Origin of the sequence: Streptomyces sp. Je 1-79 (genome assembly GCF_025195125.1) — a bacterium.
Taxonomy (GTDB): domain Bacteria; phylum Actinomycetota; class Actinomycetes; order Streptomycetales; family Streptomycetaceae; genus Streptomyces.
This window is the reverse complement of record NZ_JAMGSL010000007.1, coordinates 471,470-494,651: the sequence shown is the minus strand read 5'-3', so window position 1 is coordinate 494,651 and position 23,182 is coordinate 471,470. Positions and strand designations below refer to the sequence as shown.

Sequence of the window (23,182 nt, the reverse complement as noted above, 5' to 3'; positions counted from 1 at the left end):
GATACACCGCAGCCATCAGAAAGGTTCCGGGCCGGCCATGGCGCTCTCCCTCTACGTCGACACCGCTCGCTGGCGGGCGCACCAGAAGTCCGTGATCGACCAGTTCCCCGGCCTGATCCCGGTCTGCAAGGGCAACGGCTACGGATTCGGCCACGAGCGGCTGGCCGACGAGGTCACCCGGTTCGGCTCGGACATGCTGGCCGTGGGCACCACGTACGAGGCCGCGAAGATCAAGGACTGGTTCGGCGGCGACCTGCTGGTCCTCACCCCGTTCCGGCGGGGTGAGGAGCCGGTGCCGCTGCCCGACCGGGTGATCCGCTCCGTGTCGTCCGTGGACGGCGTCCACGCCCTCGTGGGCGCCCGTGTGGTCATCGAGTGCATGAGCTCGATGAAGCGCCACGGCATCCTGGAGGAGGACCTGGGACGGCTGCACGCGGCCATCGAGGACGTACGTCTGGAGGGCTTCGCCCTGCACCTGCCCCTGGACCGCACGGACGGCACCGACGCGGTCGAGGAGGTCATCGGCTGGATGGACCGGCTGCGGGCCGCCCGGCTGCCGCTGCACACCATGTTCGTCAGCCATCTGCGGGCGCAGGAGCAGGCCCGGCTACAGCAGCAGTTCCCGCAGACCCGGTTCCGCGCCCGGATCGGCACCCGGCTGTGGCTGGGCGACCACGAGGCCACCGAGTACCGCGGCTCCGTCCTCGACGTCACCCGGGTCGCCAAGGGCGACCGCTTCGGCTACCGCCAGCAGAAGGCCGCCTCCGACGGCTGGCTGGTGGTCGTCGCCGGCGGCACCTCGCACGGGGTGGGGCTGGAAGCCCCCAAGGCGATGCACGGCGTCATGCCGCGGGCCAAGGGCGTGGCCCGCGCCGGTCTGGCGACCGTCAACCGGAACCTTTCGCCTTTCGTCTGGGCCGGCAAGCAGCGCTGGTTCGCCGAGCCGCCGCACATGCAGGTGTCGATCCTGTTCGTGCCGTCCGACGCGCAGGAGCCGAAGGTCGGCGACGAGCTGGTGGCCCATCTGCGTCACACCACGACGCAGTTCGACCGGCTCGTCGAGCGCTAACCCCCCAGCGGCTCCCGAGGGGCCCCCTCCCGGGGGGCTCCCCACTCCACACGCGGCCCCTCCACGGCCGCGGCCGCGTGCCGGGCGGGGTGAGCGGCCCTGCCGCGTACGAAGGCGTCCTCAGCGCCGTCCAGGACGCCTCCGGAGGGGTCGTCCGAGCCGTCCTGGCGCACCACGTCCCGTTCGGGCGCCAGGATGTCGCGCACGATCACCGCGCACAGGTACAGCGTGCCGAGCAGGTGCAGGACGATCGCGAAGTGGTAGCCGTCCGTCGGCAGCCCCTGCTTGTTGCCGCTGGTGGTGAAGGCCAGGTACATCCAGATGCCCAGGAAGTACATGACCTCGCACGCCTGCCAGATCAGGAAGTCCCGCCAGCGCGGGCGGGCCAGGGCGGCGAGGGGGATGAGCCACAGCACGTACTGCGGCGAGTACACCTTGTTGGTCAGCACGAACGCGGCCACGACCAGGAACGCGAGCTGGACGAACCGGGGGCGACGGGGCGCCGTCAGCGCCAGGATCCCGAGGCCCACGCCGACGAGCAGCATGAGCAGCACGGTGTAGATGTTGGCGCTGCCGGGCGAGATCTGCTCACCGGCGCGCTGGCTGATGAGCAGCCACACGGACCCGAAGTCGACGTTCCGTTCTTCGTTGAACGTGTAGAACTGCTTCCACCCCTCGGGCGCGAGCAGCATCACCGGCAGGTTCACCACGAGCCACGAACCGGCCGCGCCGGCCAGCGCCGCGCCGAACTCCCGCCATCTCCCCGCGCGCCAGCACAGCAGGAGCAGCGGCCAGACGATCAGGAACGGATAGAACTTGGCGGCGGTCGCGAGACCGAGCAGGACACCGAAGGCGAGCGGGCGGCCGCGTGACCACATCAGTACGGCGACCGAGGTCAGCGCCACGGCCAGCAGGTCCCAGTTGATGGTGGCCGTGAGCGCGAACGCGGGGGCCAGGGCGACCAGGAGCGCGTCCCAGGGCCTGCGGCGGTGCGTACGGGCCACGGCGACCGCCATGACGGCGGCGCAGACCATCAGCATGCCCGCGTTGACCATCCAGTAGATCTGCTCGCGGTGCACCAGGTCGCCGCCGCCGGGCGTGAGCCAGGCCGCGAGCTGCATGAACAGCCCGGTCAGGACCGGGTACTCCAGGAACTCTATGTCGCCGCTCAGCCGGTCGAAGTAGGGCACCATGCCCTCGGCGAACCCGCGTCCGACGAAGAGGTGGGGGATGTCGGAGTAGCAGGCGTGGGTGTACTGGGAGGTGGTGCCCCGGAACCATGCCCAGTCGTAGCAGGGGATCTTCTGCGCCATGCCGAGCGCAAACATCCCGATGGCCACGAGTGCGATCACCTGCACGGGGGTGAGCAGCCCGCTGCCGAGCAGGGCGCGGCGGCCGAACGGCCCGCCGATCAGTTCGCTGCCCGCCGCGGCGACCTCGTCGCGACGGGTGGGGGACACCGTCGCCGGGTTCTGCGCACGGTCCTGCGGCGGACTCGTCTTGTGGAGGCTCGGCATGGGGGACATCCTGCCGTACGACCCCGAGAAACGGTGAGGGCCGCCGCACCCGGCGCCGTACGTGTGCGTACGTGCCGGATACGGCGGCCCTCAGGGCCTTACCGGGCGGAGCCCGGCGGGCTGGGTCAGTCGCTGCCCAGCCAGCCGTTCCCACCGCCATTGGGTCTGCCGGTCTCGGTATCCGTCGGTGTGGGTGTCGTCGGAGTCGTCGGTGTCGACGGTGTTCCGCTCGGTCCGCCGTCGTTACCGCCGTTCTGGCCCCCGTTGCCTTCGCACGGCCAGTCCCACACGTCACAGGTCTTGCCAGGGTCGGGCGTGCTGCTGGGCGTCCGCGACGGCGTCTGCGAGGGAGTCACGGTCGCCGACGGCGTCTGCGACGGGGTCTCCGTCGGCGTCGGGGTGGGGCTGGGCGCGCCGCCGCCGAAGACGGCCTCCGCGTCCAGGTCCTCAGGCTCGGGGAACGACTCGGCCTTCATGCCCTTCAGCGCGTCGGTCATGTAGTCCTTCCAGATCTGCGAGGGGAAGGACGAACCGTGGATCTTGGGCTGGGCACCCGTGCCGAACATCGACAGGAACTTGCGACCCTTCTTGGTCTCGTCGTCGTCGAAGCGGTACATGTCGATCGCGGTCGACAGGTTGGGCGTGTATCCCACGAACCAAGCGGAGTTGTTGCCGTCGGTGGTACCGGTCTTGCCGGCCACGTCACGGCCGGGGATGGCGGCCTTCCGGCCGGTGCCCTTCGGGTCCTCCACGACATCACGCAGGACGTCGGTCACGTTGCTGGCGATCGCCGAGGAGAACGCCTGCTCGGTCTTCGCCTCGTGCTTGTAGATGACCTGGCCCTTCTCCTTCACCTCCTTGACGGAGAACGGCTCGTTGCGCTCGCCGTTGTTCGCGAAGGTCGCGTACGCGCCGGCCATCCGGATGGCGCTCGGGTCGGAGATGCCGAGGGAGAACGAGGGCACATTGGCCTTGACCAGCGAACCCTCGCGCAGACCGGCCTTGACGGCCGTCTGGCGGACCTCGTCGATGCCGATGTCCATGCCGAGCTGCACATAGGGCGAGTTGGCGGAGCGGATCATCGCCTCGCGCAGGCTCATGGGGCCGTAGCTCGCGTCATCGTCGTTGACCTGCAGCCACTCCTCGCCGTTCTCGTTGTGCCACACCGTGCCGTCGTAGTTCTTGATCCGCAGCTTGTTCTTGCCGTTGTAGCGGCTCTTGTTCGGGTCGACGATCGTGCGGATGGAAGGGTCTCTCGGGTCACGCACGCCGTACTGCATGGCCGCGGCCAGCACGAACGGCTTGAACGTCGATCCGACCTGCGCACCGGTCTGGTCGGCGTTGTTGGTGAAGTGCTTGGTGGCGTCGGCACCGCCGTAGATGGCGACGATCGCACCCGTCTTGGGGTCGACCGAGGCGCCGCCGAACTGGACGTGCGTGTCCTCCTTCGGCCGCTTCTTCGGATCGATGTGCTCGTCGTAGACCTTCTTGATGGAGTCCTCGAGCGCCTTGACCTTCTTCTTGTCGAAGGTCGTGTGGATCTCGAAGCCGCCCTCGGCGAGCTTCTTCTCGTCCATCCCCGGGTAGTTGTTGACGAAGTTGGCCTTGGCCGTGCTCACCAGGTAGCCGATCTGACCCGTCAGCTGCGCGTTCTTCTTCGGCGGCTGCACCTTGGGGAAGGTCGGGTACTTCGCCCGCTCCGTCGGCTCGAGGTGGCCGTCCTTGACCATCTCGTCGAGGATCCACTCCCAGCGCTCCGTGGCCCGCCCCAGGTTCGCCTGGGGCGTCGCCCGGGGGTCGATCTCCGTGGACCCTGCCGGGTCGTAGTAGGTCGCACCCTTGAGGAGCGAGGCGAGGAAGGCGCACTCACTCGGGTTGAGTTTGCTGGAGTCCTTGCCGAAGTACGTCCGGGCCGCCGCCTGGATGCCGTAGGCACCGCGCCCGTAGTACGCGGTGTTCAGGTAGCCCTCCATGATCTCGGGCTTGTCCATCTCGGTACCGACCTTGATGGAGATGAAGAGCTCCTTGACCTTGCGCGACAGGGTCTGCGACTGGTCGTTGAGGAGGCTGTTCTTCACGTACTGCTGGGTGATGGTCGAGCCACCCTGCGTCTGGCCGCCCTTCGCCATGTTCCACACGGCGCGGGCGATGCCCATCGGGTCGATACCGGAGTCTTCCTCGAAGGTCTTGTTCTCGGCGGAGATCACCGCGTTCTGCATCGCGGTCGGGATCTCCGCGATCCCCACGAGCTGCCGGTTGACCTCACCACCGGTCGCGGCCATCTGGGAGCCGTCGGACCAGTAGTAAACGTTGTTCTGCGCGGTGGCGGCTTCATCCACCTTGGGAATGACCACCTGGGAGTACGCGATCGTCGCGCCGCCCATCAGGAGGGCGACGAACCCGAGGAAGGTACCCGTGACGAGCTTCCACGACGGCACCCAGCGGCGCCAGCCGTACTTGTCGTGGCGCGGGTAGTCGATCATGCGCTTTCTGCCCGGCGGGCGACCGCCCCCGCGGCCACGGCCCGGGCCACCGCCCTGTCCGCCGCCTCCGCCACCGCGCCGGCCACCGCCGTGGCCGCCCGCGCCACCGTCGGGTGCGCGCCGACGGCCTCCACGCTGTGCGGCACGACGGGCCTCGGCCCGTCCACCGTAGGTGGGCTCCTCTCCGTACCCAGACGAAGGGGAGCCGGTACTGACATCCCGTCCCTGGGCCGACCGGCGGCCCATGGGCTGCTGGGCAGCGCGCCGGGCCGCCGCGCGGCCGCCACTCGGCGGCTGCGACTGCGGCATTTTGCGACGATGCTCGCTCATCGAACGACTACTCCTCGGGCAGGCGCGTACGCCTGGAAGCGGCAGTTGAGTTCCGGTCCCCCCGAAATGCGTACGTCCGGACCTCACCAAAGGCCCCTCCGTACCGCAGCCGATCACCCGGATCACTGACGCCTTGCGGCGTCGCTCGGTTCCCGGTGGTCTGCATGCCGCACAGACTACGCACGGCCAAAACCCACCTAGAGCCGAAGTTCACCCCAAATCAGGCAACTCGTTTGCTGTGAATTGACGATGTGACGCCGGTCACCGTGGCCACACTTGTCGCAGCAGATCCGCCGTTCTATCGTGCTGATGTATCGAGTCGATACATCAGCACGGCATAAGGACCCCGACAGCGGAGGAGGCGACGGATGAGCAGGCGCTCGGGAATCCTCGAGTTCGCCGTCCTCGGACTGCTCCGCGAAGCGCCGATGCACGGGTACGAGCTGCGGAAGCGGCTCAACACCTCCCTCGGCATCTTCCGGGCCTTCAGCTACGGGACCCTCTATCCCTGCCTCAAGACGCTGGTCGCCAGCGGCTGGTTGATCGAAGAGCCGGGCAGCGCCCCCGAGGACGCGCTCGCCGCTTCACTCGCAGGACGCCGCGCCAAGATCGTCTACCGGTTGACGGCCGAAGGTAAGGAGCACTTCGAAGAGCTCCTCTCCCACACCGGCCCGGACACCTGGGAGGACGAGCACTTCGCCGCCCGCTTCGCCTTCTTCGGTCAGACCGAGCGCGAGGTACGGATGCGGGTGCTGGAAGGCCGTCGCAGCCGGCTGGAGGAGCGCCTGGAGAAGATGCGCGCCTCTCTGGCCCGCACGCGTGAGCGCCTCGACGACTACACGCTTGAGCTGCAGCGCCACGGAATGGAGTCCGTGGAGCGCGAAGTGCGCTGGCTGAACGAGCTCATCGAGAGCGAGAGGGCGGGACGGGATCAGCGATCCCCCGACGCCCCCGCTCAGCACGACAACGATTCTGGAGAAACGGGCGGCCTGCCCCGGCACGGGGGCAGTACCCGGCCGGATCCGTCCGACGACACCGCCAAGTGAATCCCTGCACCCCGCAGGGCTTCCACGATCACACAGGGAGCAACCGGAATGGGTTCGGTTCGCGTAGCCATCGTCGGCGTGGGCAACTGCGCCGCCTCGCTGGTACAGGGCGTCGAGTACTACAAGGACGCCGACCCGGCGGCCAAGGTGCCCGGCCTGATGCACGTCCAGTTCGGCGACTACCACGTCGGTGACGTCGAGTTCGTCGCCGCCTTCGACGTCGACGCGAAGAAGGTCGGCCTCGACCTCTCCGACGCCATCGGCGCCAGCGAGAACAACACCATCAAGATCTGCGACGTCCCGAACACGGGCGTCACGGTCCAGCGCGGCCACACCCTCGACGGCCTGGGCAAGTACTACCGCCAGACCATCGAGGAGTCCACCGAGGCTCCCGTGGACGTCGTCCAGGTCCTCAAGGACCAGCAGGTCGACGTTCTCGTCTGCTACCTGCCCGTGGGCTCCGAGGCCGCCGCGAAGTTCTACGCCCAGTGCGCCATCGACGCCAAGGTCGCCTTCGTCAACGCCCTTCCGGTCTTCATCGCCGGCACCAAGGAGTGGGCGGACAAGTTCACCGAGGCCGGTGTCCCGATCGTCGGTGACGACATCAAGTCCCAGGTCGGCGCCACCATCACGCACCGTGTGATGGCGAAGCTGTTCGAGGACCGCGGTGTCCGTCTTGAGCGCACCATGCAGCTCAACGTCGGCGGCAACATGGACTTCAAGAACATGCTCGAGCGCGACCGCCTCGAGTCGAAGAAGATCTCGAAGACCCAGGCCGTCACCTCGCAGATCCCCGACCGCGAGCTGGGCGAGAAGAACGTCCACATCGGCCCGTCGGACTACGTGGCCTGGCTGGACGACCGCAAGTGGGCGTACGTCCGCCTCGAGGGCCGCGCCTTCGGTGACGTTCCGCTGAACCTGGAATACAAGCTCGAGGTGTGGGACTCCCCGAACTCGGCCGGCGTCATCATCGACGCGCTGCGCGCCGCGAAGATCGCCAAGGACCGCGGCATCGGCGGCCCGATCCTCTCCGCGTCTTCCTACTTCATGAAGTCCCCGCCGGTGCAGTACTTCGACGACGAGGCCTTCGCCAACGTCGAGAAGTTCATCAAGGGCGAGGTCGAGCGCTGAGTCGCTGATCCACTCCGTCGATCGAGGGTCCCCGGTCTTTCGCCCGGGGGCCCTCGTCGTATGTGAGTCTTGCTGCCATGCCCGTCGTACGTGATCTGCGCGTACTCCTGCGCCTGACGAACTTCCGCCGCCTCCTCGCCGTCCGTCTGCTCTCCCAGTGCGCCGACGGCGTCTACCAGGTGGCGCTTGCCACGTACGTCGTCTTCTCCCCCGAGAAGGAGACCTCCCCCGCGGCCATCGCCTCCGCCATGGCCGTGCTGCTCCTCCCGTACTCTCTCGTCGGCCCCTTCGCGGGCGTGCTCCTGGACCGCTGGCAGCGACGCCAGATCTTCCTCTACGGGAATCTGCTGCGGGCCCTCCTCGCCTCCGGCACGGCCGTTCTGATGCTGGCCTCCGTACCGGACTGGCTCTTCTATGCCTCCGCCCTGTCGGTCACGGCCGTCAATCGCTTCGTCCTCGCAGGCCTCTCGGCCGCACTGCCACGGGTGGTCGACGCGGAGCGGCTGGTCGTCGCCAATTCCCTCTCCCCGACCGCCGGCACGGTGGCCGCGACCGCGGGCGGGGGCCTGGCCTTCGGCGTGCGGCTCCTGTCCGAGGACTCCGACGCCGCCGTCGTGCTGCTCGGCGCCCTTCTCTACCTCTGCTCCGCCCTCGCCTCACTGCGCATGTCCCGACAGCTCCTCGGCCCGGATCCGGGCGAGATCCAGCCCCGGCTTCGCACCGCGCTCGCTTCCACAGCCCGGGGTCTCGTGGCCGGACTGCGCCATCTGGCCGAGCGGCGGCCCGCGGTCCACGCACTGGCCGCGGTGACTCTGATGCGCTTCTGCTACGGCGCCCTCACGGTGACCGTGCTCATGCTCTGCCGCTACACCTGGAGCTCGACGGAGTCGGAGGGGCTCGCGCTGCTCGGGCTCGCCGTCGCCATCTCCGGAGCCGGTTTCTTCGCGGCCGCCGTCATCTCTCCCTGGGCGATCGGGCGGCTCGGCGCCTTCGGCTGGATGACCGCGTGCGCGGGTTCGGCAGCCGTTCTGGAGCCCGCACTGGGGCTGCCCTTCGCCCAGGCTCCTCTGCTGGTCGCGGCCTTCCTCCTCGGGCTCGTCACCCAGGGCGTCAAGATCGCGACGGACACGGTCGTCCAGACATCCGTGGACGACGCCTACCGCGGCCGGATCTTCGCGCTCTACGACACGCTCTTCAACGTCGCCTTCGTGGGCGCGGCCGCGGTCGCGGCAGTGATGCTGCCGCCCGACGGCCGATCCGTCCCCCTCGTCGTGATGGTCGCCGTCGCCTACGCCTCGATCGCGTTGATGCTGGGGACGCGACAGCAGAAGGGGTGATGTTTCACGTGAAACATCACCCCTCCCTCATGCCGTGCGTCGATGTTTCACGTGAAACATGGATCGCTCCGGCTCACTCCTGGGTCGCCCACCACTCCTTGAGGGCCGCGACAGCCGCCTCGTGCTCCATCGGTCCGTTCTCCAGGCGCAGCTCCAGCAGGAACTTGTACGCCTGCCCGACCGCCGGCCCGGGACGGATGCCGAGGATTTCCTGGATCTGGTTGCCGTCCAGATCGGGCCGGATCGAGTCCAGCTCCTCCTGCTCCTGGAGCTGGGCGATCCTCTCTTCCAGCCCGTCATAGGCACGCGAGAGAGCGCCTGCCTTGCGCTTGTTCCGCGTGGTGCAGTCCGAGCGGGTCAGCTTGTGCAGCCGCGACAGCAGAGGCCCCGCGTCGCGCACGTAGCGGCGCACGGCAGAATCGGTCCACTCCCCGGTCCCGTAGCCGTGGAAGCGCAGATGCAGCTCCACGAGACGCGAAACGTCCTTGATCATCTCGTTCGAGTACTTCAGCGCCGTCATGCGCTTCTTGGTCATCTTCGCGCCGACCACCTCGTGGTGGTGGAAGGAGACCCGGCCGTCCTTCTCGAAGCGCCGCGTGCGCGGCTTGCCGATGTCGTGCAGCAGCGCGGCGAGGCGCAGCACGAGGTCCGGCCCGTCCTCCTCCAGGTCGATCGCCTGGTCCAGGACGGTCAGGGAGTGCTCGTAGACATCCTTGTGCCGGTGATGCTCGTCGCTCTCGAGCCGCAGCGCCGGCAGCTCAGGCAGCACATGGTCGGCCAGGCCCGTGTCGACGAGCAGGCCGAGCCCCTTACGGGGGTGGGCGGAGAGCAGCAGCTTGTTGAACTCCTCCCGGACCCGCTCGGCGGAGACGATCTCCAGACGGCCGGACATCTCCGTCATCGCCGTGACGACCTCGGGGGCTACCTCGAAGTCGAGCTGGGCCGCGAAGCGCGCGGCCCGCATCATCCGCAGCGGGTCGTCGGAGAACGACTCCTCCGGCGTCCCGGGGGTGCGCAGCTCACGTGCGGCAAGGTCGTCGAGGCCGCCGTGCGGGTCGATGAACTCCTTCTCCGGCAGAGCCACGGCCATGGCGTTGACGGTGAAGTCACGCCGGACGAGGTCCTCCTCGATGGAGTCGCCGTAGGAGACCTCCGGCTTCCGCGACGTGCGGTCGTACGCCTCGGAGCGGTACGTCGTCACCTCGATCTGGTAGCCGGCCTTCTGGCAGCCGACCGTGCCGAAGGCGATCCCGACCTCCCAGACCGCGTCGGCCCACGGGCGGACGATCTTCAGAACGTCCTCGGGCCGCGCATCGGTCGTGAAGTCGAGGTCGTTGCCGAGCCGTCCGAGCAACGCGTCCCGTACCGAGCCGCCGACCAGCGCGAGGCTGAACCCCGCGTCCTGGAAACGGACGGCGAGGTCGTCGGCGACAGGGGATACGCGCAGTAGTTCACTGACCGCGCGGCGTTGCACCTGGCTCAGTGCAGTCGGGGTGTCTTCGTTGGCGTTCGGCACAACAGAAAAGGGTACGTGCCCCGACCCGCGGCAGCTTCCCCGTTTTCCCGTGGGACGCCCGTCCTGTCCCCATCAGCTGGAGCAGTCCCCGGCACTTGCTCCCAGCGTGCCTCGTTACCATGCCTGGACACAGCAACCGGGGAACCACCTGCACCAGTGATTACGACGAGGACGGGCGAACGCGTGGCCGAGGCGGCAGACATCCAGGGGACCCTTCCCTCACCTGCCCGCCGATGGCTGCGGCGCACGGCGTCCCTCCTTGCCGGGGCGCCGCTGATCGCCGGGCTCCTGCAGGGCGCGGTGGCACCCTCGGCCGTCGCCGCGGGCACCGTGGAAACCTCCGCCGTCACCGCCGGAAACGCCACCGGATCACGCACCGTGGATGTGTCTCTCGACACCCTCACGCCGACCGCTCCGGTGGAAGGTGACACGGTCACGCTCTCCGGGACGGTGACCAACCAGGGCAAGCAGACCGTGACGGATGCCACGGTGGACGTCAGGGTCGGCCCCCGGATGACGAGCCGGAGCGAGATCGAGCAGGTCTCCGGCCGCACCGGCTTCCGGCCCGGCAGCGACCCCTCCCCCCTCGGCGGCCAGTACACGGTCAAGGTCCCCCGGCTGGCGGCCGGGTTCAGCCAGGAGTTCCGGCTCTCCGTCCCCGTCGACAAGCTCGGGCTCGACGACGAGGGCGTCTACCAGCTCGGCGTCTCCCTCTCCGGCCAGACCTCCTCCCAGCCCGGGAAGCGGGTGCTGGGGATCGAGCGGACCTTCCTGCCGTACCAGCCCGAGGCGACGGAGAAGAAGACCCAGCTCACCTACCTCTGGCCGCTGATCTCCTCCGCCCATGTCTCGGCCGAGACCGGCACCGACGACCAGCAGACACCGGTCTTCGAGAACGACGACCTGGCCGCCGAGCTCGCCCCCGGCGGACGTCTGGACCAGATGGTCACACTGGGCAAGGAGCTCCCCATCACCTGGGTGATCGACCCGGACCTGCTGGCCACCGTCGACGCCATGACGAAGAGCTACCAGGTTAAGGACGGCACGGGCACGGTGCCCGGCACGAAGCAGACCGTCGCCAAGCGGTGGATGGACTCGCTGCAGAAGGCCGTGGTCGGACGCAAGGTCGTCGCCCTGCCGTTCGCCGACCCGGACATCGCCTCCCTCGCCCACCGGGGCAAGGACGTCCCCGGCTCGCTGAGCCACCTCCAGCCGGCCACGGAGCTGGCCGGGACGACCGTGGAGACCATCCTCCACGTGAAGCCGTCCACCGACTTCTCCTGGCCTGTGGACGGGGCCGTCGACCCCTCGATCATGGATGTCGCGACGTCGGCCGGCGCCCACAAGGTGATCGCTCGCAGCGACAGCTTCCGGGACGACCTCCCGTACACACCGACGGCGGCACGCCCCATCGGCGGCGGCACGACAGCCGTCGTGAGCGACGCCTACCTCTCCACGGCCTTCGAGGGCGACATGCTCCCCGCCGGGAACTCGACCCTCGCCGTCCAGGAGTTCCTGGCCCAGACGCTCGCGGTCACTCTGGAGCAGCCCGACCGTCAGCGCAGCATCGTGGTCGCCCCGCAGCGGGTGCCGACCGCGTCACAGGCACAGTCCATGGCGGACGGGCTCCGTGGGCTGTCGGCCCAGCGCTGGACGCAGCCCCTCGATCTGACCGCGGCCTCCGCCGTGAAGCCGGACCCGGAGGCCTCCACCAAAGTTCCGAGCGCCTCCCGCTACCCCCGGCAGCTGCGCAAGCAGGAGCTTCCGGTCGAAGCGTTCCGGGACATGAAGGACACCCGCGCCGACCTGGACGACTTCAAGGTCGTCCTCACCCAGGCCGACCGCGTCGTGACCCCGTTCGGCAACGCGATCAGCCGCGAGATGTCCACCTCCTGGCGCGGCCAGGCCCCCGCCGCCTCGCTGTACCGGATCACGGTGCACCAGTACCTCCAGAGCCTCACCCGAGAGGTACAGCTGGTCGAGAAGTCGGACCTCACGCTCTCCGGGCGCAGCGCCACCATCCCGGTGACTGTCCAGAACAAGCTGCTGCAGGGTGTGGACGACCTCGTGCTGAGGCTGACCTCCGGCAACAAGACCCGCCTGAAGCTCAACGGCGACGACGACGTCGCCGAACTCCCGGTCAAGATCGCCGCCGGTCACAGCCAGTCCGTGAAGTTCACCGCCTCGGCCAACGCCAACGGTCCGGTGCCGATGACGGCCCAGCTGTTCACCACGGACGGCACACCGTACGGAAAGCCGATGACCTTCACCGTGAAGGTCTCCGAGATCACTCCGACCGTGATGCTCGTCATCGCCGGCGGCGTGCTGCTCCTCGTCCTCGCGGGCGCCCGCATGTACACCCAGCGCAAGCGCGCGGCCGCCAGAAACGCCGAAGCGGAGGCCGCGGAAGCCGGCGATTCCGAGCAGCCGAGTGACCCGACACCGGACACCGGTCCCGAAAGCGGCGACCCGTCCGGCGCGGGTGAGAAAGTGGACCGTTGAGCGATGTCGTGGCCGGTCGGCCGGGGACGATGAGGTGGGGTAACCATGAACGCGCCGTACGACGGTGACCGCGGCCAAGGGCTGGGCGGCACCGAGCCGTCCGGTGGAACGCCCGCGGCGACCCCGGGACCCGGCGAGACGCCGGCTCCGTCGCCGCAGCATCCCGCCTCGGACCCGTACGCCCAGGACCAGTACGCCCAGGACCCCTACGTCCAGGACGCCTACACCCACGACCCCTACCAGGCGCGGGACCTGTCCGCGCAGGACCCGGTGACCGAGGCGCTCTACGACCGCGCCGCGCACCCGCCGCCCCCTCCGGGCACCTACCAGGAACCGCAGCCGCTCTACCAGCAGCCCGCGGCGCCCCAGCACGCCCCCGACCCCCGGGTGTGGGCACAGACCCCGGCGCCCGAGCCGGACGGCCCCTCGCGCCATCTGCCCTACGGCGACGACCCCCGCACGGTCCAGTTCACCGGCGTGGACGACCTCGTGACCCGGGCCGGCGACGCGCAGCCCGAGCCGGATGCCTTTGCCCACCTCTACCGGGACCAGCAGACGCCCGGCCAGGTGCCCCCGCCCGCTCCGGAGCCGAATCCGATGCCCGCCCCCGCACCGAAGAAGCCAGGCCGCGCCTCCGGGCTCCTGAAGTCCAGCGCGGTGATGGCGGCCGGCACCCTGGTCTCCCGCCTCACCGGCTTCGTCCGCAGCCTGGTGATCACCGGAGCACTCGGCGCCGCCCTGCTCGGTGACACCTTCACCATCGCGTACACCCTGCCGACGATGATCTACATCCTCACCGTCGGCGGCGGCCTCAACTCGGTCTTCGTGCCCCAGCTCGTCCGCTCGATGAAGAACGACGAGGACGGCGGCGAGGCCTACGCCAACCGGCTGCTGACCCTGGTCATGGTGGCGCTCGGCGCGATCGTGGTCGTCGCCGTCTTCGCCGCCCCGCTGCTGATCCGGCTGATGTCCAACACCATCGCCGACGACGCCGCGGCCAACAGCGTCGCCGTGACCTTCGCCCGCTACTGCCTGCCCACGATCTTCTTCATGGGTGTCCATGTGGTGATGGGTCAGATCCTCAACGCACGGGGCAAGTTCGGCGCGATGATGTGGACCCCGGTCCTCAACAACATCGTCATGATCGTCACGTTCGGACTGTTCATCTGGGTCTACGGCACCTCCGCCGAATCCCACATGGGAGTGCAGACGATCCCCGAGGACGGCATCCGCCTGCTCGGCATCGGTACCCTGCTCGGCCTGGTCGTCCAGGCGCTGGCGATGATCCCCTACCTCCGCGAGACGGGCTTCCGCTTCCGCCCGCGCTTCGACTGGAAGGGCCACGGCCTCGGCAAGACGGTCAAACTGGCCAAGTGGACCGTGCTGTTCGTCCTCGCCAACCAGGCGGGCGTGCTGGTCGTGACCCAGCTCGCCACCGCGGCGGGTGAGGCGTCCGGCAAGAACGGCGCGGGCTTCCTCGCGTACTCCAACGCCCAGCTGATCTGGGGCATGCCGCAGGCCATCATCACCGTCTCGGTCATGGCCGCCCTACTGCCCCGCATCTCCCGCGCCGCCCACGACGACGACCCCGGCGCCGTCCGCGACGACATCTCGCACGGTCTGCGGAACTCCGCCGTCGCGATCGTCCCGGTCGCCTTCGCCTTCCTGGCGCTCGGCGTCCCGATGTGCACCCTGCTCTACGCCTCCAGCGGCGTCCAGGCCGCCCAGGGCATGGGCTTCATCCTGATGGCCTTCAGTCTCGGCCTCATCCCGTACTCGGTCCAGTACGTGGTGCTGCGCGGTTTCTACGCCTACGAGGACACCCGGACGCCCTTCTACAACACGGTCATCGTCGCCGCCGTCAACGCGGCCGCCTCGGCGGCCTGTTACTTCGTGCTCCCCGCCCAGTGGGCCGTCGTCGGCATGGCCGCCTCCTACGGTCTGGCCTACGCCGTCGGCGTCGGCGTCGCCTGGCGGCGCCTGCGCAACCGGCTCGGCGGCGACCTGGACGGCGCCCACATCATGCGGACCTACGCCCGTCTCTGCCTCGCCTCGCTGCCCGCCGCGGTCGTGGCCGGCGCCGTCGGCTTCGGCCTGTTGAAGCTCCTCGGCGAAGGCGCTCTGGGCTCGCTCGTGGCCCTGCTGATCGGCGGTGCGGTCCTGCTCGGCGTCTTCTTCGTAGCGGCCAAGCGCATGCGGATCGAGGAGCTGAACTCCATGGTCGGTATGGTCCGTGGACGCCTGGGACGATAGGCAGACAGCTCTCGCACAACCATCGTCGGCCGCCGCGTGTCGTGCATAGCGGCCGACTGTGGGCACAATTGGCTTGGCTGTTGGATGTGGCGCAACGGATGGGGAGGCAGGAACGACGGTGGCGGAACGTAGCACGGCTGCCGTCGACGTGGCCGACAACAGCGGTGACGACCCGCTGACCGCCAAGGCGGAGAAGGCCGCGACCGACGGGGTGGCGGAAGCGCAGGACACGACGGAGAAGTCCGTCGAGGTCACAGAGGACAAGGCCGCACAGCGGCAGAACGGCGAACAGCCCTCCATCGAGACTCCCGAACTGCACAGCGGCCACAAGTTGGCCAGGCGCTACCGCCTGGAGGAGTGCGTCACTCGTCTGGACGGTTTCAGCAGTTGGCGTGCCGTCGACGAGAAGCTTCGTCGTGCCGTCGGCGTCCATCTGCTGCCGGCCGACCACCCACGAGCCCGTTCGGTTCTCGCGGCGGCCCGCTCCGCGGCGCTCCTCGGCGACCCGCGGTTCGTCCAGGTCCTCGACGCCGTCGAGGAGAACGACCTCGTGTACGTCGTACACGAGTGGCTTCCGGACTCCACCGAACTGACGGCTCTGCTCGCCGCCGGGCCGCTGGAGCCGCACGACGCCTACCAGCTCGTCAGCCAGGTCTCCCAGGCCATGGCCGCCGCGCACCGCGAAGGCCTGGCCCACCTCCGGCTCACCCCCAGCGCCGTACTGCGCAGCTCGACGGGGCAATACCGGATCCGCGGCCTGGCCGTGAACGCCGCGCTGCGGGGCATCACCGCCGAGCGCCCCCAGCGAACCGACACCGAGGCGATCGGCGCCCTGCTCTACGCGTCGCTGACCCAGCGCTGGCCGTACGACAGCGACGCATACGGGCTCTCCGGCCTCCCCAAGGGCGTCGGCCTGCTCCCGCCCGACCAGGTACGGGCGGGCGTCCACCGCGGCCTCTCCGAGATCGCCATGCGCGCCCTGGCCAACGACGGGGCCACCGCCTCGCGCCAGGAGCCGCCCTGCACCACCCCGGACGAGCTCGCCAAGGCCGTGGCGGCGATGCCCCGCATCCGCCCCCCGGAGCCCGAGTTCCCCACCCCGCCCGACTATCAGCGCACGACCTACCAGCAGGGCACCTACGGCCGCCCACAGACCCGCCCGGGCGCCCCGGCGACCCAACCCGTGGTCGTGCTGCCCCCGGCCCCGCTGGAGAGCCGCACCGGCAGGGTCCTGAAGTGGGCCGTGTCGGCGCTCCTGATCGCCGCCCTCGGCCTCGGCAGCTGGCAGATCGCGGACCGGCTCCTCGACCAGGACAACAACAAAGAGACCCCGCAGAACACCCAGCCGCAGGACAACGAGGACGAGAAGCAGCCCGACACGGGCAAGCCGGTGACCATCGCCGGTGCTCAGGACTTCGACCCGCAGGGCGACGGCAGCGAGACCCCGTCGGAGATAGGGAATGCCTTCGACGGCAACCCCTCCACGTCGTGGCAGACGTCCATCTACTACGGGTACTCGAACTTCGGACGGCTGAAGGAAGGCGTGGGCCTCGCTCTGGACCTCGGCACGGTCCAGCAGGTCTCGAAGGTGGAGGTCACCTTCGAGGGCAACACCAAGGTGGAGCTGCGGACAGCGCCCGAGAACGCCTCGTCCCAGCCCGCCGCGCCCGGTGCCTACACCACCATGGCCTCGGGCTCCGGTACGCAGGTCGCCCTCACCGCCGACAAGCCCGTGAAGACGCGCTACGTTCTCGTCTGGCTGACCGACCTGCCCAGCAGCGGTAGTGGTTACCGCGGCAAGATCTCGGAAATCAAGATCACCAGCTGACGGCATCGGGGGAGGGGGCTCACCGTTGGACGAAGCCATAGGCGGCGGCACCAGCGACCAGGAACTCCTGGCACGCCATGTCGCCGGCGATCCCGACGCCTTCGGTGAGCTCGTGCGGCGCCACCGCGATCGGCTGTGGGCGGTGGCGCTGCGGACGCTGGGGGACCGCGAGGAGGCCGCTGACGCCGTCCAGGACGCCTTGGTGTCCGCGTTCCGGGCCGCGCACACCTTCCGTGGCCAGTCGGCCGTCACCACCTGGCTCCACCGCATCACGGTGAACGCCTGCCTGGACCGTGCCCGCAAGGCCGCGTCCCGCAAAACCTCCCCCGTGGACGACACTGCCCGCTTCGAGCAGCTCCTCGAACCCGCCGAGTCGGCCGAGGCGCCCGCCGAACGCCAGGACCTCCACCGTGAGCTGCTGGCTGCCCTGGCCACACTCCCCGCGGACCAGCGGGCCGCCCTCGTCCTCGTGGACATGCAGGGCTACCCCGTGGCAGAGGCCGCCCGCATCCTGGATGTGCCGACCGGAACGGTGAAGAGCCGCTGTTCGCGCGGGCGGGCCCGGCTGCAGCCGATGCTCAGCCATCTGCGCGCCGACACCGTGGGTAACGAAGGCCCCGACCGGGGAAGGAACCGGACGCCGGGGACATCCGTCCCACCGGTGTCGGGGCCAACGGATACCGGACCGAACGGTCCAGCTGCTGTGAAGGGCGGAGGTGGGCGCGCGTGACTTCCACGACCGGCAGGGCCGACACAGCACAGCACCCGGACGTCTCGGAGATCTCCGACCTGACCGAGGGGCTGCTCTCGCCGTCCCGTACGGCCGCCGTGCGCCGGCACATCGAGGGCTGTTCCCTCTGCGCCGACGTACGGACCTCCCTGGAGGAGATCCGCGGACTGCTCGGCACCCTGCCCGGCCCGCCTCGTATGCCCGCCGACATCGCCGGCCGCATCGATGCCGCCCTGGCCGCCGAAGCGCTGCTGAGCGCCACCACCCCCGACATCGCCACCCCTGTTTCACGTGAAACAACGAGCGGCCGCCCCGACGCACCCTCCTCCACGGCGCCCGCACCGGCTCCGGATCGACCCGCCGGACGGGCTCAGGCCGCCACGGGCCCCGGTCGCTCCAAGCCCCGACGTCGCCGGACCGCCGCTCTGGGCGCGATCTTCGGCGCCGCGGCGCTCGGCATGACGCTCTTCCTCACCCAGGGAGGCATGCAGACGCTGACCGGAGGCGAATCGGCCGACACGAAGACCGGCACCGCCGCCAGCGGTGTCGCCGCCGAGCAGTTCGACGGCCGACCTGTGGAAACCCAGGTCCAGGAACTGCTTCAAGGAGACAGCCTCAGGGTCCCCAAGGCGACCCAACCCGAATCGCTCAACGCGGAGGGCGGCAACACCCCGAAGCGGGGAACGGCGGAGACCCTCCCCGAATGCGTCAAGGCCGGCACCGGCCGTACCGACGCGGTTCTCGCCTTCGACAGGGGCGAGTACCAGGGAACACCCGCCTATCTCCTCGTCCTGCCCTCGGATGGCGACAGCGCCCAGGTACAGGCCTACGTCCTGGATGCCTCCTGTGCCGAGACCGCCGGACAGGCCAAGGCCGAGGTTCTGCTGACCCAGACCTACCCTCGCTCCTGACTCATCGCCGTGCCGCGCGGCGTTCTCGGGAATGCTCGCCCCGTAGGATCCGTTGGGTGGGGTGAGAGTCACCGACATGACCGCCCCGTAGGCAGTAGGCAGTCTGCAGAGACGAGGAAGAAACCCGTGAGCGACGTCCGTAACGTGATCATCATCGGCTCCGGGCCCGCGGGTTACACCGCTGCGCTCTACACAGCGCGTGCGTCGCTGAAGCCGCTGGTCTTCGAGGGTGCTGTCACCGCTGGTGGCGCCCTGATGAACACGACCGACGTGGAGAACTTCCCCGGCTTCCGCGACGGCATCATGGGCCCGGACCTGATGGACAACATGCGCGCCCAGGCCGAGCGCTTCGGCGCCGAGCTGGTGCCCGACGACATCGTGGCCGTGGACCTGACCGGCCAGATCAAGACCGTCACGGACACCGCCGGCACCGTGCACCGCGCGAAGGCCGTCATCGTCACGACCGGCTCCCAGCACCGCAAGCTCGGTCTCCCCAAGGAGGACGAGCTCTCCGGTCGCGGAGTCTCCTGGTGCGCCACCTGCGACGGGTTCTTCTTCAAGGACCAGGACATCGCCGTCGTCGGCGGCGGCGACACCGCGATGGAGGAGGCCACCTTCCTCTCGCGCTTCGCCAAGTCCGTCACGATCGTCCACCGTCGGGACTCCCTGCGCGCCTCCAAGGCCATGCAGGAGCGCGCCTTCGCCGACCCGAAGATCAAGTTTGCCTGGGACAGCGAGGTCGCCGAGATCCACGGAGACCAGAAGCTCGCCGCTCTGACCCTGCGCAACACCAAGACGGGCGAGACCAGCGAACTGCCGGCGACCGGCCTGTTCATCGCCGTGGGCCACGACCCGCGCACGGAACTCTTCAAGGGTCAGCTGGAGCTGGACGAGGAGGGCTACCTCAAGGTCGCCGCCCCGTCGACACGTACGAACGTCCCCGGTGTCTTCGGTGCCGGCGACGTCGTCGACCACACCTACCGTCAGGCGATCACCGCCGCGGGCACCGGCTGCTCCGCCGCCCTCGATGCCGAGCGCTTCCTCGCGGCCCTCACCGACATCGAGAACCTCGCCGAGACCCCCGCGGTCTGACCCGATCCTCACCACTCACACCCCGCAAAGTTAAGGGAGGTTGCCGTGGCCGGCACCCTGAAGAACGTGACCGACGCCGACTTCGACGAGGTCGTCCTCAAGAGCGAGAAGCCCGTCCTGGTGGACTTCTGGGCCGAGTGGTGCGGTCCGTGCCGCCAGATCGCCCCGTCGCTGGAGGCGATCGCCGCCGAGCACGGTGAGATCGAGATCGTGAAGCTCAACATCGACCAGAACCCGGCCACGGCCGCCAAGTACGGCGTCATGTCCATCCCGACGCTCAACGTCTACCAGGGCGGCGAGGTCGTGAAGACGATCGTCGGTGCCAAGCCGAAGGCCGCGATCCTCCGCGACCTCGACGCGTTCGTCACGCCCACTGCCTGACGCTCCCGTTTCACGTGAAACACCAACGGCCCGCCTCCACACGGAGGCGGGCCGTCGGCATGACGGTCAGAGAAGAACTGTCAGAGAGGCCTGAGCGCAGGCTCCTTCTGGACCGCGCCCAGGAGCCGGTCCAAGGCGAGCTCCACGTCTTCCTTCCACGACAGCGTCGTCCTCAACTCCAGCCTCAGCCGTGGGTACGCGGGGTGCGGCCGTACGGTCTTGAACCCCACCGCCGTGAGATGGTCGGTCGGCAGCACACAGGCCGGCTCCTTCCACCGCGCATCCCCGAAGGCTTCGATCGCCTTGAAGCCCCGACGCAGCAGATCCTTGGCGACGGTCTGCACCATCATCCGGCCGAGGCCCTGGCCCTGATAGCCCGGCATGATCCAGGCCGTTATCAACTGGACCGCGTCCGCGGAGACCGGACTCGTGGGGAAGGCCATGGAGCGCGGCACATACGCGGGAGGGGCGTACAGCACGAAGCCGACAGGCACCTCGTCGACATAGACCACGCGCCCGCAGGACCCCCACTCCAGCAGCACCGCGGAGATCCAGGCCTCCTTCTCCAGCTCCGGCCGGCCCGCCTTCATCGCCGCTTCCCCGCTCACCGGGTCGAGCTCCCAGAACACACAGGAGCGACATCGATGGGGGAGGTCCGGAAGGTTGTCCAGAGTGAGCGGCACGAGCCGACGCCCCACGGCTGTTCCCTCGCTTCCCACGGCCATCGCAGCACGGATACGCCCTCCCAGAATCGTATCGATGGGGCGATCGGGGCGATACCGCACGAAGGCAAAGGGCGGACCGTGTTCCGGCTCTCACCGGATCACGGCCCGCCCTGGGGTCGCGAAAGAAGCCCTCGGGCTCAGCCCTCGTCTTCCTCGTCCTGCTCGGAGTTCCCCTGATCCATGACACGTCCCTCACCGGGCGCCAGGGTCGACAGGATCCGGTCCAGATCCTCCATCGAGGCGAACTCGACGACGATCTTGCCCTTCTTCTGCCCCAGATCGACCTTCACCCGGGTCTCGAAACGATCCGAGAGCCGCGAGGCCAGATCCGTCAGCGCCGGGGAGACCCGCCCGCCGGCCCTCGGACCCTTCGGCTTGGTCGCCGCCGTGGGCTCGGAGGCCATCAGCGTCACGATCTCCTCGACCGCACGCACCGAGAGCCCCTCGGCCACGATCCGGTACGCCAGCTTGTCCTGCGTCTCCGGGTCATCCACCGAGAGCAGTGCGCGGGCATGGCCGGCGGAGAGCACACCCGCGGCCACCCGACGCTGAACCGGAGGGGACAGACGCAGCAGACGCAGCGTGTTGGAGACCTGCGGACGCGAACGCCCGATCCGGTCGGCCAGCTGGTCGTGGGTGCAGTTGAAGTCCTTGAGCAGCTGGTCGTAGGCGGCAGCCTCTTCCAGCGGGTTCAGCTGCGCCCGGTGAAGGTTCTCCAGGAGGGCGTCCAGGAGAAGCTTCTCGTCCTCCGTGGCCCGGACGATCGCAGGGATCCGCTCCAGGCCGGCCTCACGGCACGCCCTCCAGCGACGCTCACCCATGATCAGTTCGTAGCGCTCGGCACCCAGCTGCCGTACGACGACGGGCTGGAGGAGGCCGACCTCCTTGATGGAGGTGACCAGCTCCGCCAGAGCGTCCTCGTCGAAGACCTCACGCGGCTGCTTCGGGTTGGGTGTGATGAAGTCCAGCGGCAGCTCGGCGAAGTGCGCTCCGGCGGGAGCCTCCGCCTCCACCACCACGGGGGCCTCGACCACCGGCACCACGGAGTCCGGAGACTGCGGGCTCTGCGGAAGGGTCGCCACCTTCGCGGCGGCCACCCCACGGTCCGAGGACAGCGCCTGGACAGCCCCGCCAGAGGCGGACCCCGCCGCCACACCGACAGCAGGCACCTGCCGCTCCTGGGGAGCAGCGGGGATCAGCGCACCGAGCCCACGCCCCAACCCTCTACGTCGCTCGCTCACTGGATCCCCTCCGACATGCTGTGCTGGCTGTTCTGGTGCCCCATGTGGGCATGCTGCGGGTCGTAGTGAATACCCACGCCCCGCATCGCGATCTCACGGGCCGCCTCAAGGTACGACAGCGAACCACTGGAGCCCGGGTCGTATGTGAGGACGGTCTGTCCGTAGCTCGGCGCCTCCGAGATACGCACGGACCTCGGGATGCTTGTCCGCAGCACCTCCTCGCCGAAGTGGCTGCGCACCTCGTCGGCAACCTGCGAGGCAAGCCTCGTCCGGCCGTCGTACATGGTGAGCAGGATCGTCGAGACATGCAGCGTCGGGTTGAGGTGCCCACGCACCAGGTCCACGTTCCGCAGGAGCTGACCCAGCCCCTCCAATGCGTAGTATTCGCACTGGATCGGGATCAGCACCTCGGCGCCGGCCACCAGGGCGTTGACCGTGAGCAGGCCGAGCGAGGGCGGGCAGTCGATCAGGATGTAGTCCAGCGGCTGCTCGTACGCCTGGATCGCGCGCTGTAGCCGGCTCTCACGCGCCACCAGGGACACCAGCTCGATCTCCGCACCGGCGAGATCGATGGTGGCAGGGGCACAGAAGAGACCTTCGACGTCCCCCACGGGCTGCACCACGTCGGACAGCGGCTTGCTCTCGACGAGGACGTCATAGATGGAGGGGACTTCGGCGTGGTGGTCGATACCCAGGGCGGTCGAGGCGTTGCCCTGCGGGTCGAGGTCGATGACCAGGACACGGGCACCGTGCAGCGCCAGGGAAGCAGCAAGATTGACCGTCGTGGTCGTCTTGCCCACTCCGCCCTTCTGGTTTGCCACCACCATCACGCGTGTCTGGGCAGGCCGGGGAAGACCCTCGCCGGCACGCCCCAGGGCCTCGACTGCCAGTTGGGCAGCACGGCCAATGGGGGTGTCGTCCATCGGGGGCGGTGTTTCACGTGAAACATCCTCCCCCGCCGATTCGGTTCGGGGACCGGGGACCGGTTCGGTCATCGGTCCCGCGATGTTGGCGTCGGACCGCAAGGATTCACTCTCCTCGGCTTCAGGCTCGCGATGGACAGAGCCTGCCATGCTTTCGGGGTCGTGAA

Annotated in this window: 18 protein-coding genes; 11 read left to right on the top strand and 7 right to left on the bottom strand. The window is 69.1% G+C overall.

The genetic code is table 11. The annotated features are described in order from the left end of the window. Positions 1–37: 37 nt before the first annotated feature. Positions 38–1,069: an alanine racemase gene (locus M5362_RS17430; protein WP_260228467.1), complete on the top strand. Its 1,032-nt coding sequence runs from the start codon at positions 38–40 to the stop codon at positions 1,067–1,069. Here M5362_RS17430 and M5362_RS17425 read toward each other — a convergent pair. From M5362_RS17425 to M5362_RS33170, 3 genes are all read right to left on the bottom strand, one after another. Further along, a complete protein-coding gene (locus M5362_RS17425) occupies positions 1,066–2,586 on the bottom strand; it encodes a glycosyltransferase family 87 protein (RefSeq protein WP_260228466.1) in 1,521 nt (506 codons plus the stop codon). The two genes, M5362_RS17430 and M5362_RS17425, sit on opposite strands and share 4 nt — an antisense overlap. Before the next feature lie 125 nt (positions 2,587–2,711). Next, entirely contained in the window at positions 2,712–5,069 is a 2,358-nt protein-coding gene (locus M5362_RS17420; RefSeq protein ID WP_260228465.1) for a transglycosylase domain-containing protein, read from the bottom strand. Beyond that, positions 5,066–5,236, bottom strand: coding sequence for a hypothetical protein (locus tag M5362_RS33170; protein WP_260228464.1), 171 nt, complete (start codon positions 5,234–5,236; stop codon positions 5,066–5,068). Before M5362_RS33170 ends, M5362_RS17420 begins: the two co-directional genes overlap by 4 nt. A 531-nt stretch (positions 5,237–5,767) precedes the next feature. On the opposite strand from M5362_RS33170, the gene M5362_RS17410 reads away from it, so the two are divergent. From M5362_RS17410 to M5362_RS17400, 3 genes are all read left to right on the top strand, one after another. Then, positions 5,768–6,445, top strand: a complete 678-nt coding sequence (locus tag M5362_RS17410) for a PadR family transcriptional regulator (RefSeq protein WP_260228463.1) — start codon at positions 5,768–5,770, stop codon at positions 6,443–6,445. Positions 6,446–6,493: 48 nt separating this feature from the next. Further along, positions 6,494–7,576, top strand: coding sequence for an inositol-3-phosphate synthase (locus M5362_RS17405; RefSeq protein ID WP_260228462.1), 1,083 nt, complete (start codon positions 6,494–6,496; stop codon positions 7,574–7,576). A 77-nt stretch (positions 7,577–7,653) separates the two neighbouring features. Then, positions 7,654–8,913, top strand: a complete 1,260-nt coding sequence (locus tag M5362_RS17400; RefSeq protein ID WP_260228461.1) for an MFS transporter — start codon at positions 7,654–7,656, stop codon at positions 8,911–8,913. Between the two features lie 73 nt (positions 8,914–8,986). Here the strand turns inward: M5362_RS17400 and M5362_RS17395 are convergent, their stop codons facing one another. Then, entirely contained in the window at positions 8,987–10,429 is a 1,443-nt protein-coding gene (locus tag M5362_RS17395) for a CCA tRNA nucleotidyltransferase (RefSeq protein WP_260228460.1), read from the bottom strand. A 183-nt stretch (positions 10,430–10,612) separates the two neighbouring features. On the opposite strand from M5362_RS17395, the gene M5362_RS17390 reads away from it, so the two are divergent. The 7 genes from M5362_RS17390 (at position 10,613) to trxA (ending at position 20,126) form a co-directional block, all read left to right on the top strand. Further along, positions 10,613–12,931 carry a DUF6049 family protein gene (locus tag M5362_RS17390; RefSeq protein ID WP_260228459.1) on the top strand — a complete coding sequence of 773 codons (2,319 nt, stop codon included), beginning with the start codon at positions 10,613–10,615 and terminating at the stop codon, positions 12,929–12,931. A gap of 45 nt (positions 12,932–12,976) precedes the next feature. Then, positions 12,977–15,184: a murein biosynthesis integral membrane protein MurJ gene (murJ, locus tag M5362_RS17385; RefSeq protein WP_260228458.1), complete on the top strand. Its 2,208-nt coding sequence runs from the start codon at positions 12,977–12,979 to the stop codon at positions 15,182–15,184. A gap of 118 nt (positions 15,185–15,302) precedes the next feature. Beyond that, positions 15,303–17,012, top strand: a complete 1,710-nt coding sequence (locus M5362_RS17380; protein WP_260228457.1) for a protein kinase family protein — start codon at positions 15,303–15,305, stop codon at positions 17,010–17,012. A gap of 25 nt (positions 17,013–17,037) precedes the next feature. Further along, positions 17,038–17,742, top strand: coding sequence for an RNA polymerase sigma factor SigM (gene sigM, locus M5362_RS17375; RefSeq protein ID WP_260228456.1), 705 nt, complete (start codon positions 17,038–17,040; stop codon positions 17,740–17,742). After that, positions 17,739–18,653: a zf-HC2 domain-containing protein gene (locus tag M5362_RS17370; RefSeq protein ID WP_260228455.1), complete on the top strand. Its 915-nt coding sequence runs from the start codon at positions 17,739–17,741 to the stop codon at positions 18,651–18,653. The genes sigM and M5362_RS17370 overlap by 4 nt, the downstream gene beginning before the upstream one ends. 126 nt (positions 18,654–18,779) lie before the next feature. Then, positions 18,780–19,745: a thioredoxin-disulfide reductase gene (gene trxB / locus M5362_RS17365; RefSeq protein ID WP_260228454.1), complete on the top strand. Its 966-nt coding sequence runs from the start codon at positions 18,780–18,782 to the stop codon at positions 19,743–19,745. Positions 19,746–19,790: 45 nt separating this feature from the next. Continuing rightward, positions 19,791–20,126 carry a thioredoxin gene (gene trxA, locus M5362_RS17360; RefSeq protein ID WP_308354881.1) on the top strand — a complete coding sequence of 112 codons (336 nt, stop codon included), beginning with the start codon at positions 19,791–19,793 and terminating at the stop codon, positions 20,124–20,126. Positions 20,127–20,206: 80 nt separating this feature from the next. Here the strand turns inward: trxA and M5362_RS17355 are convergent, their stop codons facing one another. The 3 genes from M5362_RS17355 to M5362_RS17345 form a co-directional block, all read right to left on the bottom strand. Further along, a complete protein-coding gene (locus M5362_RS17355; RefSeq protein ID WP_260228453.1) occupies positions 20,207–20,824 on the bottom strand; it encodes a GNAT family N-acetyltransferase in 618 nt (205 codons plus the stop codon). 164 nt (positions 20,825–20,988) lie between these two features. Further along, a complete protein-coding gene (locus M5362_RS17350; RefSeq protein ID WP_260228452.1) occupies positions 20,989–22,092 on the bottom strand; it encodes a ParB/RepB/Spo0J family partition protein in 1,104 nt (367 codons plus the stop codon). Beyond that, positions 22,089–23,165: a ParA family protein gene (locus M5362_RS17345; protein WP_260228451.1), complete on the bottom strand. Its 1,077-nt coding sequence runs from the start codon at positions 23,163–23,165 to the stop codon at positions 22,089–22,091. Before M5362_RS17345 ends, M5362_RS17350 begins: the two co-directional genes overlap by 4 nt. Positions 23,166–23,182 lie beyond the last annotated feature (17 nt).

Excerpts from the sequence above, each read along its gene's own strand:
- M5362_RS17420 (WP_260228465.1), bottom strand. The coding sequence starts at position 5,069 with ATGATCGACTACCCGCGCCACGACAAGTACGGCTGGCGCCGCTGGGTG.
- M5362_RS17430 (WP_260228467.1), top strand. The coding sequence starts at position 38 with ATGGCGCTCTCCCTCTACGTCGACACCGCTCGCTGGCGGGCGCACCAG.
- M5362_RS17400 (WP_260228461.1), top strand. The coding sequence starts at position 7,654 with ATGCCCGTCGTACGTGATCTGCGCGTACTCCTGCGCCTGACGAACTTC.
- M5362_RS17405 (WP_260228462.1), top strand. The coding sequence starts at position 6,494 with ATGGGTTCGGTTCGCGTAGCCATCGTCGGCGTGGGCAACTGCGCCGCC.
- M5362_RS17410 (WP_260228463.1), top strand. The coding sequence starts at position 5,768 with ATGAGCAGGCGCTCGGGAATCCTCGAGTTCGCCGTCCTCGGACTGCTC.
- M5362_RS17345 (WP_260228451.1), bottom strand. The coding sequence starts at position 23,165 with ATGGCAGGCTCTGTCCATCGCGAGCCTGAAGCCGAGGAGAGTGAATCC.
- M5362_RS17425 (WP_260228466.1), bottom strand. The coding sequence starts at position 2,586 with ATGCCGAGCCTCCACAAGACGAGTCCGCCGCAGGACCGTGCGCAGAAC.
- murJ (WP_260228458.1), top strand. The coding sequence starts at position 12,977 with ATGAACGCGCCGTACGACGGTGACCGCGGCCAAGGGCTGGGCGGCACC.